A 12,595-nucleotide genomic window follows, 5' to 3' on the forward strand; every position below is an offset into this window, starting at 1 on the left:
CGGCGGCCAGGTGGAGGGGGCGGAGAGGCGGCATGGGCGGGCTCTTTCGGAAGGTGCGGACATGGCTCACTCATGGCTCCGGGGTTCCGGAGTTCCGGGGTTCCGGGGTTCCGGGGTTCCGGGGTTCCGGAGTTCCAGGGTTCCGGGGTTCCGAGCTTCTGGGCTTCTGGGCTTCCGGGGTTCCGGGGTTCCGAGCTTCCGGGGTTTCGGGGTTCCGAGCTTCTGGGCTTCCGGGTCACAGCACCTTGGAGAGGAAGGCGCGCGTGCGTGCGTGGCGCGGCCGGTCGATCACCTCGGCGGGCGGGCCCTGTTCGACGATCCGCCCCTCGTCCATGAAGACGACGGTGTCGGCGACCTCGCGGGCGAACCCGATCTCGTGGGTGACGACGATCATCGTGGTGCCCTGCTCCGCGAGGTCCTTGATGACGTCGAGGACCTCGCCGACCAGTTCGGGGTCGAGCGCGGAGGTGGGTTCGTCGAAGAGCAGCAGTCTCGGTTCCAGTGCGAGGGCCCGGGCGATGGCGACGCGCTGCTGCTGGCCGCCGGAGAGCTGCCTCGGGTACGCCGCCGCCCGGTCGTCGAGTCCGACACGGGCCAGGAGCCGGTGTGCGGTGGCGGCGGCCTGCTGCTTCGTCCGGCCGAGCGCGGCCACCGGGGCCTCGGTGACGTTCTCCAGGACGGTGAGGTGGGGGAAGAGGTGGAAGTTCTGGAAGACGAAGCCGATCCGGGTGCGGCGGCGCAGGACCTCGCGCTCGGGGAGTTCGTACAGCCGGTCGCCCTTCCTGCGGTAACCGACGAAGTCCCCGTCCACGGTGATGGAGCCCCGGTCCGCCTTCTCCAGGTGGTTGACGGTGCGCAGCAGGGTGGACTTGCCGGACCCGGAGGGGCCGAGGATCACGGTCACCTCGCCCGGGCGCACGGAGAGGTCGATGCCGCGCAGGACGTCGAGGTTGCCGAAGCTCTTGTGCACCCCCCGGATCTCGACCATGGGCGTGGCGGGGGCGGTCCGGGCGGCCGGTTCGCTGCTCGGGGGGCTGCTGGTCGTCTTCATGGTGGTGTCCTCGGGCGGTTCGGGTCGTGGGTGTGTGCGCCGGCCGGCCGCTTCGGACCGGAGTGCGCGCCGGTCAGCCATCGTCGGGGCCCAGGCCGTGCAGGAAGGCGAGGGCGGCGCGTGCGGTGGCGTCGTTCTGCCCGAAGGCGGGGCCGCCGGTGCGTGGCCGGGTGAAGGCGCCGCTCGTGCGGGCGGCCGTGTGCGGGCCGAGGGCGAAGCGGCGCGGGTGCGGGAGGCCGTCGCGGTCCAGGATCCGGCCGTCCCCGGGGTCGACGGCGAGCAGTCCGGAGGCGGTGGCGGCGGCCCCGTCCTCGTACAGCGCCCGGAGCAGGGTGCTGCGGGTATGCCGCGGTGAGGGGTCGGGCAGCCGGGCCTCGACGAGGGCGCGGGACTCCAGTCGTTCCCCCGGCACGGTGGCGCCCGCCGCACGGAACACGCCCAGTTCCTCGTCGGTCCCGACCGTCGTCCCGGCACCGAGGAAGCGGACGACACCGGCCCGCGAGAGCGCGAGCAGTTGCCGCAGCCGGGGACCGGGCGGTCCGGACGCCAGGTAGCTGAAGAAGCCGTGCCACCAGTCCCCGATGTCGGGGAACCGGATCAACTGGCCGTACACGGAGAGCAGTCCGAGGAAGACGGCGAGGTCCTCGCTGTGCCCGGGATCGTGCCGGCGGTCCAGGTCGGCGGTGATGTAGGCGCGCGTCGCCTCCTGGAACGAGGCGGCGGAGGTGTGGCGCACCCCGTCCAGCGGGTGGTCGAGTGCCGCCAGGTCGAGCCGGTCGGCGGGGTCGGGAACGGCCGCGGCGATCACCGCCCGCAGATCGGCGCTGCCCGGGTCGGCGGCCGCGTACTTCTCCTCGAAGGCGGTCCAGTCGGCCGTGGTGCGTTCCGGGTGGGCGGCGAAGAGCCGGTGGTAGTGGGCGTAGCCGAGCTCTTTGTCGACATGGGGCCATATGTCACGGCGGAAGTCCAGCGGCTCCGCCCGGTTCAGGAGCTCCTCGGCCCGGTCGGGTCCGAAGAAGCGCGGGAGCGGGGGCCGCTCGCCGGGCCGGACGTACCCGATCTTGGAGTGGTACGGGACACCGCGCCGCGATCCGACGTACAGGACGGGTTCCCTGCCGGAGGGCAGGTACGTGCCGTTCTCGTACCGTCCGCCCCGGCCCTCGGTGAGCAGCACCATCAGATCGATGAAGGCGAGCCCGAAGCCCCGCACGATGACGGGTTCGCCGGCGGGCAGGGCGCTGAGGTCGCTGTCGGCGGTGAAGTCGGGCGGCAGATGGATGAGGCCGTGCCGGTCCGCGAAGCGGGACAGCCGCCGCTGTTCGTCGTCCGGTTCGGCGTCGAGGTGGCCGAGGGTGAGGACCACGAGGTCGGCGGTGAGCGGTTCGGCGCGGCCCTCCAGGTGGACGGTCTGGCGGCCGTCCCGGGGGCCGGTGACGCGCAGGGCCCGGCCGCGGTGCTCGTGGACGGTGACGGTGGGCGGGAGCGCGGCCACCGACTGCTCGTACACCCAGCGCAGATAGGCTCCCTGCAGCCGCCGGCTCGGGAAGTCCTGGCCCGTCAGCTCATCGATTTCGGCGCGGAGTCCGGGGTCGGCGGCGATGTCCGGGCCCGGCGTGGTCCGTCCCTCGCGCACGTCGGCCGTCCAGGCGTCGAGCGCCGGACCGGGCCGTACGGGGCCGTCCAGGCGGACTGTGTCGTCGGTGAACATGGTGACGTCCTCGGCCATGGAGTTCATCCACAGCAGCGGCGACTGGTCGTGGCGCCATATCCGGCCGCCGCCGGGCGGGAAGGGGTCGACGAGATGGATGTCCAGCGGACTGCCGCCGTACAGTGCCGGGGCGTTGGCGGCGATGCGCTCGATGACGCCGGTGCCGCGCGGTCCGGCGCCGATGACGACGAGCGTCGGGGTGGCGCTCACCGGGCGTCCCCGGTGCCGCGCGCGTAGTACCGCTCGACGTAGTGCTGGCCGACGCTGAGCAGCGAGGTCACGACGACGTACCAGAGGGTGGCGACCAGCAGCAGCGGGATGACCTGGTACGTGCGGTGGTAGACGAGCTGCACCGAGTACAGCAGGTCCTGTACGGCGATGATGCTGACGATCGACGTGCCCTTGAGCGTGCCGATCAGCATGTTCCCGGCGGGCGGCACGATGGACCGCATCGCCTGCGGCAGCACGATGCGGTACAGCCGCCGCCACGGGCCGAGGCCGAGCGACTGGGCGGCCTCCAGCTGTCCGCGTTCCACGGACAGGATGCCGCCCCGTACGACTTCCGCCGCGTACGCGGCCTCGTGGAGCGTCAGCCCGACGACGGCGACCGTGACGGGGCCGAGGAGGTTCACCGTGCGGACGCCGAGGATCTCCGGATAGAGCGCGCCGATGTTGAACCAGAACAGCAGCTGGACCAGGATCGGGGTCGACCTGAAGAGCCACACGTACCCCCAGCCGACCGCCTGGAGCACGCGGTTGGCGGAGAGCCTGAGGACGGCGAGCAGGGTCCCCAGCGCGAAGCCGAGCGCCATCACGAGCGCGGTGAGCCAGAGCGTGAGGCCGAGGCCGCGGAGCACCGCCGTGGTGGTGAAGTAGTCGCCGACCACGCCCCATTGGAAGGCGTCGTTGCGGATGACGGAGTTCAGCGCGAGGGCGAGCAGGACCAGGACGGCAGCGGCCGCCGCCCACTGGCCGGTCCGGCGCACCGGAACGATCCGCAGCCGGTCGGCATCGTTGTCTTCGAGAGGGTCGGCCAGCGGAGCCGGCGGAGGGGTTTTCGTCTGTGCGGACATGCGAGGGCTCCGTGGATGCGGCGATCGAACACGGGGCGCGCCCTCGGCACGGAACACAACGGCGGAACACAACGGGGAGCGGGCCCCTCAGCCCGATCCGCCTTTGAGGTAAGCCCTGTTCGCGGCAGCTTGTCAAGCCTGTCCACACTGTGAGCGTGACGTCTCAGGTCAGTTGACGGACCACCGGATGCCTGTTCCACTGGGGCCATGCATTCGCAGCAGTGGCTGGTCAAGCGCTCCCACATCGACTTCGGTCGCGTGTGGTCCTGTTCCTGTTGAGCCTTCGCCCTGCTCCGCCCCGCATTCCCGCTCGCGCCGTGACCGGCGTCTGAGCTCTTCTCCCTGCGTGCCCTCGCGTACACAACGCCGCACCACCCTCCCCTCGCACCTGTCCTCCCTCGTGTTCAGCCTCTACTCCGCCCCGTCCGCGGGCCGTCGCGCGCTGCCCCGCGCCCGTCCGCGGCCGACGAATCTGGAGAACCATCCGTCATGCCCCGTACCCGGCACACCGCTGCCTTCGCGCTGATCACCGCCGCCACTCTGACGCTGACCGCGTGCGGGTCCGGCGATCCGGCGGCCTCCCCCGCGGGCGCGGCCGGTTCCGCAGCCAAGGGCGCCGTCCCCACCGCCGATGTCGTGTCGGGAGTGAAGAAGGACGCGGCGGCGGCCGCCCTGCTGCCCGCCGGCGTCCGCTCGTCCGGCACCCTGAGCATCGCCTCCAGTGTCGGCTCCCCGCCCGGCGCCACCTATCTCGCGGACGGCACGACCCTGGCCGGCGTCGACATCGACTTCGGGGACGCCGTGGCCAGGGTTCTGGGGCTGAAGCCGAAACGGGAGGTCGCCGCGTTCGAGGCGATCCTGCCCGCGCTCGGCAGCGGGAAGTACGAGGTGGGGACCGGCAACTTCGGCGTCACCGACGAACGCAGCCGCACGATCGACTTCGTCACCTACCTCAACGACGGCCAGGGCTTCGCGGTCCGCGACGACAGCGAGCTGGCCGAGGTCACCGATCTCACCCGGCTGTGCGGGCTGACCGTCGGCACCGCGGCGGGCACCACGTTCGAGGTCACGCTGGAGAAGAACCGGCACCGGTGCGCCGAGGCCGGCAAGAAGGCGTACGACGTGAAGACGTACTCCGACCCGTCGGCGGTCTGGACCTCGCTCCAGCAGGGGCGCACGGACGTGGTGATGTCGACCATCAACGGACTTCGGTATGCCGTGGGGCAGCAGGAGGGTGTGCGCTTCCTCAACGAGTTCAAGCGGCTCGACGTCGGCTTCGCCTTCAAGAAGGGCACCCCGCTGGCGCCCGCCTTCCAGGCAGCCGTCAACCGTCTCAAGGCGGACGGCACCTACGACCGGATCCTGAAGAAGTGGGGCATCTCCGCGTCGGCGGTCGCGACCTCGCAGATCTCGCCGCCGGAGATCAAGTGACGCGGAGTCAGTGCCGGCCGGGCGGCCGGGCTTCCGGCCGCCGGGTCAGCAGCTGCAGTCGCACCCGCAGCAGTCGCAGCCGTCACAGCAGTCCCCGCAATTGCTGCAGCAGTCGCAGGCCTCGCAGCAGTCCCCGCAGTCGCACTGACTGCACAGCCCCTCGCGCCGCTGACGGCTCCACGGATCGTCGAAGGTGCCGCAGCACATCTGGCAGGTGCAGGCGAGGCCCGCCCACACCAGGCACCCCATAATGAGCCCCCGCCGGTCGCGCGGGGGCTCCGGCGGCGGCGGACCGAAGGGGCCGGACGGGCCCGTGGGGGCGTACGGATTACCAGGGGGCGGCCCGAAGGACCCGTTGGGCCGCGCTCCTGACGGATGGCCGGCTCCGGTCACGAGCCCGCCGCCCGACCGGTGGCTGTCCTCGGTCAGCAGCCCGCCGCCCTGATGGGAACAGACGTCCGTGGCGAACGCCCGGTCCACCGAGCGCCGCAGCTCGTGCGCCAGCAGCACATGAGCGAGCTTGTCGTCGGCGAACTCCGCGTCGCGCAGCGCCAGCCGTACGCCACGCAGCGCGTCGTCGCACAGCCGGCGGGCCTCGGCACGCGAGGTGCCGGTCGCCGTGAGGGGGTTCCAGGCTCCCGACGCGGCGTCAGCTTCCTGGTCCTCCACGGCATCCAGCAGATGTGCGAGGCGTCCGAAGAGCCGCCCGGCCTCCGCGAGCGGCTCCGCGTTCTGCGGCTTGCCCGCGAGCACGGCAGTGTGCGCGAAGGCCGCGGCGGTGGCGGTCTCGGTGGGCTCGGTGACCGTCAGCAGCGGGGTGCCGGGCCCCGCGAGCAGCTCGATGCCGGTCTGCCGGTCGACGGCGTCGACGAGCACCGCGGTGTCGAAGCCGAGCTGCGCGCCGGTGCGCGCCCCGGCCCTGTCCCAGCCCGCGGCGACCCGGCGTGCGGCGGCGGCCACCGGGCGGCGCGCCAACAGGCCGTCGCGGTCGGCCACGTGGTCGCGCACCTTGGCGGAGGCCAGCACCAGCGAGACGGCCGCCGCGAGCCTGGCACCCTCGCCGCGCGCGACGGGTGCGGTGCGCATGGCGCGCAGGGGGCAGGGACCGGCCGTGCGCCGCTGCCCGGGGGTGCGCTCGGTCTGAGCCTCCGTCAGGACCGAGACGATCAGCCCGTCATAGTTCGTGACGATCCGCGCGAACTGCCCGTGGTCGGAGCGAAGTGCCAGACAGAGCCCGCAGAGATGGGCCATCCACTCGGCCTTGAGCCCCTCCGACAGGCGATGAGTGCAGGGCCTGACTATTCCGAACACGGCCGTCCCCCGGTAGTCGTTCAGCTGCGCGCGGCGCTCGGGCACCTGCGCGACGTGCATCGTATCGAGTGACCCGTTCACCCGTACGTCCCCCATGTCACCCGTACGGACCGGAGGAGCATATTTTCTTATCTCCAGGGCCCTTATGCAGGAGGAACCTTGACGAATCGCCACATCTTCTGCACCAGTACCGTCACGAATGCCCTGCGCGCCGCCTATCCCCTTGGCGCACGATCCGCATCATGGACGACCATAGGGATACGAAAGACATGCGGAACGCCAAGGAACCACGGTGAGAGGAGGCGTCCATGGGATCGGTGCGCAAGGCGAGTGCCTGGCTGGGCCTCGTAGAGGACAACGACGAGCGGTACTACGACGACGACGAGTACGCCGAGGGTGCACGGACCGGGACCGGTCAGGCCTGGGTGACCGATCCGCGGGTGCGGGTGGCCACGGAGGCGGCCGAGGAGACGGGCCGACGGATCGCGACCGTGACCCCGGACAGCTTCCGGGACGCCCGGGCCATCGGAGAGCTCTTCCGGGACGGCGTCCCGGTGATCATGAACCTCACGTCCATGGACTCCGCCGACGCCAAGCGCGTGGTGGACTTCGCCGCGGGACTGATCTTCGGACTGCGCGGATCGATCGAGCGTGTGGCCACCCGGGTCTTCCTGCTGAGCCCCGCCGACACGCAGGTCGTCACCGGCGAAGCCGTCGGCCGGCCGGCCGACGGCTTCTTCAACCAGAGCTGAGCGGGGCGCTCACCGGATCGGTCCGGCCGTTGTTCCGGCTTACCGGAACGCGTCCAGGCCGGTGAGCGCCTTGCCCAGCACCAGCTGGTGCATCTCCACGGTTCCCTCGTAGGTGAGCACCGACTCCAGATTCGTCGCGTGGCGCATCACCGGGTACTCCAGCGAGATCCCGTTGGCGCCGAGGATCGTGCGCGAGGTGCGGCAGATCTCGATGGCCTCCCGCACGTTGTTCAGCTTTCCGAAACTGACCTGCTCCGGACGGAGCCTGCCCGCGTCCATCCGACGGCCGAGGTGGTGGGCGAGCAGGATGCCCTTGTGCAGTTCGACGGCCATGTCGGCGAGCTTGGCCTGGGTGAGCTGGAAGCCGCCGATCGGCTTCCCGAACTGCTCACGTGTCCTCGCGTAGTCGACCGCCGCCTCGAAGCTGGACCGGGCGGCACCCATCGCGCCCCAGACGATGCCGTAGCGGGCATGGCTGAGACAGCTGAGCGGGCCGCGCAGCCCGGTGACGCCCGGCAGCACGGCGTCGGCCGGCAGCCGCACGTCGTCGAGGATCAGCTCGCTGGTGACCGAGGCGCGCAGGGACCACTTGTGCCTGATCTCCGGAGCGGAGAAGCCGGGGGCGTCGGTGGGCACCACGAATCCGCGGATGCCGCTGCCCGCGGTGCCCTCGTCGGTCTGCGCCCAGACCACGGCGACCCCGGCGACCGAGCCGTTGGTGATCCACATCTTGCGGCCGCTGAGGACCCAGTCCTCGCCGTCCCGCTTGGCGTACGTCCGCATGCCGGCCGGGTCGGAGCCGTGGTCCGGTTCGGTGAGACCGAAGCAGCCGATGATCTCTCCGGCCGCCATGCCCGGCAGCCACTGCCGCTTCTGCTCCTCCGAGCCGAAACGGTGGATGGCGTACATGGCGAGTGAGCCCTGTACGGAGACGAGCGAGCGGATCCCGGAGTCGGCGGCCTCCAGCTCCAGGCAGGCCAGCCCGTACTGGACCGCGGTGGCACCCGCGCAGCCGTAGCCCTCCAGGGACATGCCCAGGGCCCCGAGCGATCCGAGCTCCCGGGCCAGCTCGCGGATGCCGGGCAGCTCGCCGTTCTCGTACCACTCGGCGATGTGCGGCAGGACCCGGTCGGCGGCCCAGACCCGGACGGTGTCGCGGATCGCGAGATCCTCGTCGCCCAGGAGATCGTCGATGCCGATCGGGTCGCGGGGGTCGAAGGGCGGGAGTTTCGAGGACGGAGCGGTGGACATGAGGGGGTGCCTCCGGCGGCTCGCACGGTACCGATGTCGGTGGGGAACGCCGAAAACTAGCAGTGATAGTTACGGCGTCGTTCCGACGTTACGACTCAGTGTGCCGCGCGTCCAGAGCCCGTCGCCTCGGCCGGCCTGCGCCGCCCGGGCAGCCGCAGCAGCACCTCGGACCGCTCCCGGTCCGGCAGCTCGTGCGGATGCGGGAGCTCATGGTGGCCGAGCGCGTCCCGGGGGCCGGGCACCTCATGGCTGTCCACGGGTTCGCGGGCCTCGCAGAGCAGCGGCGGGCACTCCATCGCACGGGGCAGCTTCATGGCCGCCAGGGCCCCGAGGAGCAGCAGACCCGCGCTGACCAGCAGGGTGATGTGCAGCCCGCCGACGAAGGCGTCCCGGGCGGTGGACCGCAGTACGGCTCCGAGCGGGCCGCCCAGTTGCGCGGCGACCTGGTAGGCCTCGCCGAGCGAGTGCGCCGCGGCGGCGCCGGCCGAGGCGGGGACCCCCTCGTCGGGGAGCTTGGCCAGACCGGGGGCGTACGCGGCGTTCATCACGCTGCCGAGCAGGGCGATGCCCATGCCGGCGCCCAGCTGGTAGGAGGTCTCGCCTATCGCGGCGGCCCCGCCGGCCCGGTCGGCCGGGGCCTCACTGAGCATGGACTCGTACGCGCCGAAGAGGGTGGACTGCAGGCCGAAGCCCAGCAGGACGAAGGACACGGTCAGCAGGCCGGGCCGGTCGTGCTGGCCCATCGCGGTCAGCATCAGCACCGCGGCAGCCGTCAGGACGAAGCCCCAGCCGACCATCCGGCGAGGTCCGACCCGGCGCAGGGTGTACGAGCCGGTGGCGCCCGCGGCCATCGCGGCGAAGGTGAGCGGCAGCAGCCGCAGACCGGTCTCCAGCGGGCTGAGGTCCAGGACCAGCTGGAGGTACTGGACGGCGATCAGCTCCAGGCCGACCAGGGCGAGCATGGCGAGGACGATGCAGCCCACCGCGGTGGTGAAGGCGGGCCTGGCGAACATCCCGATGTCGATCAGCGGATGCGTCCGGCGCTTCTGCCGGCGGACGAACGCGGCCAGCAGCGCGATGCCGGCCAGCAGCGGCACGAGCGTGCCCGGCCCGAACAGCCCCTCGCCGGTCCCCGCCCGCTTCACTCCGAGGACGACACCGAGGACACCGGCGGCGGCCATCAGCGCGCCGAGCACGTCCCAGGGACCGTCGTTGCTGCCCCGGGACTCCGGGAGCAGCAGCCGGCCGAGCGGCAGGATCAGGGCCATCAGCGGGATGTTGATCAGGAAGACCGAACCCCACCAGAAGTGTTCGACGAGGAATCCGCCGATGACCGGGCCCGTGGCGGCGCCGACGGCGGCGACGGCGGACCACACGCCGATGGCCACGGCCCGCTCACGGCGGTCGGGAAAGACCTGCCGGAGGATCGACAGGGTGGCCGGCATGATCATCGCGCCGCCGACGCCGAGCAGGGCCCGCGCCGCTATGAGTACGCCCGCGCTGTCGGCCATGGCGGCGACGGCGGAGGCGGCCCCGAAGAGCGCGTAGCCGAGCAGCAGTACGCGCCGGCGTCCCACGCGGTCACCGAGCGTGCCGAAGAGGATCAGCAGGGACGCGCAGACCAGTGGATAGACGTCGACGATCCACAGCAGACCGACGGCGCTGGGCCGCAGGTCCTCGGTGACGGCGGGGACCGCGACGTGCAGCACGGTCGCGTCGAGTGCCACGAGCAGCAGGCTGAGGCAGAGGACGACCAGGACGACCCATCGATTGGCTCCGTCGGCGGCTTCGCGCAGACGGATTCGGGCTGTGGTCGTCCCGGACATACATCTACCTCCCAAAAGGTCCCTCGCGCTCGGCAGGCCCCCCGGGGATCCAGCGTCCGCTGTCCCTCCGGGCCCGGCATCGACGGGCGAGTGATCCGTCAGCGTACGCGAGTTCGGCAGGGCCACACGTGGCCCATCTCATACCGGCCGACGCCGTCGAGTGTGGCGTACGCCACTCCGGGCGCCCGACCCACCCCCCGTCGGGACACCACGCCGACCTGCGGCAACCGGCCCCGCCGTCGCGCGGGCCAGGGGTTCCGGAGGCCGCGAGGGCCCCCGGCGCGGACCGTCCGAAGGCATCCAGTAACCGGACCGACACCGTCCGTTCCCTCTCGCGGGCGCTCGCGACAAATGCTCTTCGCCACCCGGAGCACCTTTCCGTCCATCACCGAATGCATTGACGAGAACGCCTGCCGAATGAATGGAGCGAAAGGAATTCCGGACTCCCGGAAACTCAGAAAATCGGCTCGGACTGAGACATAGTCCACATCACATCGTCATCACAAAGCGGCCGGATCGACCGGCTCACCCACTCACTCGCTGTAACGTCGATTGGGTGCGTACCGACATCTTTGCCCGTCTGGACCGGGAGCCGGAACCGCCGAAGATAGAGACACCGCGGATGAGCCCTCACCGCATCGCTCTCTTCGGCGGGACGTTGGCGTTCTATCTGGCCATCGTCATTGCCGTGCTCATGTCGTCCTGGCTGGTGACCCTGGACTGGAAGGTCATGCTCTTCCGGCCGTACCAGCAGTGGCCCGGCATCCACGCCTTCCTCGACTACTACGTCGTCCTCGGCCAGCGCGGGCCGACGGCGGTCATGGTCGCCTGCTGGCTGGGCTGGCGCTCCTGGCGGCAGCACACCCTGCGGCCCCTGCTGACGCTGGGCGCCTCGCTCCTGCTGCTCAACGTGACGGTGGGCGCGGTCAAGATCGGCCTCGGCCGGCTCGGCCCGCACTACGCGACGCAGATCGGATCGGCCGAACTCTTCGCCGGCGGCGATATATTTCCCTCGGGCCACACCGCCAACGCCGTCGTGACCTGGGGAATCCTCGCCTACCTGGCCGCCACTCCACGCGCCAGGCGCTATCTGTCGGCCATGTCCGCGATCGTCTCACTCGGGGTCGGTCTGACGACGGTCTACCTCGGTACGCACTGGCTCAGCGACGTGGTGCTCGGCTGGGCGGCGGGGCTGCTGATCCTCCTGGGCCTGCCCTGGGTCGAGCCGTTGATCACCCGGGCCGAGAACTGGATCTTCGCGGCCCGCGAATGGCTCAGCGCCCGCGGCAGGACCGTGGCACCGGAACCCGCCCCTGCCGGCACCCCCCGGCCGGTGCCGGCCTGCCTGCCTGCCATGGGTGACGCGGCGCAGGGCTCCGCCCGCGAACCGGCCGGCACCGGCGGGCACCAGACGCCGGTGGCCACGGCCACCGGCGGCCGCCCCCGGGCGCACACCGCTCCGCCCGCACACCCGGGCCACACCGCACGCTCCGAGCGGACCCCGGTCACCCCGGCCGGCAGCCGCCGCCCGCCGCACACGGAGCGCACGCCACGCGGCGGCGCAGCCCCGGCCCGGCCGGTGGCGGGCGGCTGACCCCGTGGAACCCGGGCACGGCGCGCACCACGCCCCTGCATGACGGAAGGCCCCGACTCCGGTCGGGGCCTTCCGTCATGCAGGGGGCCGGGCGGCCCGCCGCCCGGCATCGAATCCTCAGCCGGTCCAGCAGCGCCTGACGACGCCCGCCTCGACCTCGAAGTTGATCCGGCCGCTCTGGAACTCCATGGTGATCACGGTGCCCGGCGGCAGGGCTCTGACCGTGGCCCAGCCGCGCTCCCGGGCCCGCCGTTCGGCGGTCTCGGAGGCGAGGCCGACATAGGCGCCGGGAGTGTCGTCGGGCTGGGCGGAAGGAGTCGGTACGGGTGCCATACCTCTCACCGTAGGCGGCTCCCGACCGCGAAGGAAGCGGGGGCACCACCCCGTCGCACCGCATCCTCACGTACCTCGCCGGTCACACTTGTGTCACAGGATCACTACACGTGTTCTCCACGTGGTCATTCGTTCGGACGCATGATTCGCCACCGAACGCACAGTAATCACACAGGGCAGAAAACGATCACCGAAGCGATCCGAAAGGGACCGAAAAACAAGCGGAATAGCCACTACCGGGTGATGCCTGCTTTCCGTCGGGGCG

The 12,595-nt window shown here is 71.5% G+C and carries 10 protein-coding genes; 3 read left to right on the forward strand and 7 right to left on the reverse strand.

Translation table 11 applies throughout. From position 1 onward, the window contains the following. Positions 1-235 precede the first annotated feature (235 nt). From JGS39_RS34060 to JGS39_RS34070, 3 genes are all read right to left on the reverse strand, one after another. On the reverse strand, positions 236-988 hold the full coding sequence (locus tag JGS39_RS34060) for an amino acid ABC transporter ATP-binding protein (RefSeq protein ID WP_219573625.1): 753 nt from the start codon (positions 986-988) through the stop codon (positions 236-238). A 136-nt stretch (positions 989-1,124) separates the two neighbouring features. Next, entirely contained in the window at positions 1,125-2,969 is a 1,845-nt protein-coding gene (locus JGS39_RS34065) for an FAD/NAD(P)-binding protein (protein WP_219573617.1), read from the reverse strand. Further along, entirely contained in the window at positions 2,966-3,832 is an 867-nt protein-coding gene (locus JGS39_RS34070; protein WP_219573618.1) for an amino acid ABC transporter permease, read from the reverse strand. Before JGS39_RS34070 ends, JGS39_RS34065 begins: the two co-directional genes overlap by 4 nt. Before the next feature lie 489 nt (positions 3,833-4,321). On the opposite strand from JGS39_RS34070, the gene JGS39_RS34075 reads away from it, so the two are divergent. Continuing rightward, entirely contained in the window at positions 4,322-5,263 is a 942-nt protein-coding gene (locus tag JGS39_RS34075; protein ID WP_219573619.1) for an ABC transporter substrate-binding protein, read from the forward strand. Between the two features lie 45 nt (positions 5,264-5,308). Here JGS39_RS34075 and JGS39_RS34080 read toward each other — a convergent pair whose 3' ends face one another. Beyond that, positions 5,309-6,574: a DUF5685 family protein gene (locus JGS39_RS34080; RefSeq protein ID WP_219573626.1), complete on the reverse strand. Its 1,266-nt coding sequence runs from the start codon at positions 6,572-6,574 to the stop codon at positions 5,309-5,311. A gap of 308 nt (positions 6,575-6,882) precedes the next feature. Between JGS39_RS34080 and JGS39_RS34085 the strand changes: the two genes are divergently transcribed. Beyond that, positions 6,883-7,326, forward strand: a complete 444-nt coding sequence (locus JGS39_RS34085; RefSeq protein ID WP_219573620.1) for a cell division protein SepF — start codon at positions 6,883-6,885, stop codon at positions 7,324-7,326. A 39-nt stretch (positions 7,327-7,365) separates the two neighbouring features. Here the strand turns inward: JGS39_RS34085 and JGS39_RS34090 are convergent, their stop codons facing one another. Beyond that, positions 7,366-8,577, reverse strand: a complete 1,212-nt coding sequence (locus JGS39_RS34090) for an acyl-CoA dehydrogenase family protein (RefSeq protein WP_219573621.1) — start codon at positions 8,575-8,577, stop codon at positions 7,366-7,368. A gap of 95 nt (positions 8,578-8,672) precedes the next feature. After that, positions 8,673-10,403 (reverse strand): MFS transporter, encoded by a 1,731-nt coding sequence (locus tag JGS39_RS34095; RefSeq protein ID WP_219573622.1) that lies wholly within the window; start codon positions 10,401-10,403, stop codon positions 8,673-8,675. 556 nt (positions 10,404-10,959) lie between these two features. On the opposite strand from JGS39_RS34095, the gene JGS39_RS34100 reads away from it, so the two are divergent. Further along, a complete protein-coding gene (locus JGS39_RS34100; RefSeq protein ID WP_219573623.1) occupies positions 10,960-11,997 on the forward strand; it encodes a phosphatase PAP2 family protein in 1,038 nt (345 codons plus the stop codon). A gap of 117 nt (positions 11,998-12,114) precedes the next feature. On the opposite strand, the gene JGS39_RS34105 is transcribed toward JGS39_RS34100, so the two are convergent. Beyond that, positions 12,115-12,330 carry an I78 family peptidase inhibitor gene (locus tag JGS39_RS34105; protein ID WP_219573624.1) on the reverse strand — a complete coding sequence of 72 codons (216 nt, stop codon included), beginning with the start codon at positions 12,328-12,330 and terminating at the stop codon, positions 12,115-12,117. Positions 12,331-12,595 lie beyond the last annotated feature (265 nt).

It is taken from the genome of Streptomyces poriferorum (assembly GCF_019399235.1).
Taxonomy (GTDB): Bacteria; Actinomycetota; Actinomycetes; order Streptomycetales; family Streptomycetaceae; genus Streptomyces; species Streptomyces poriferorum.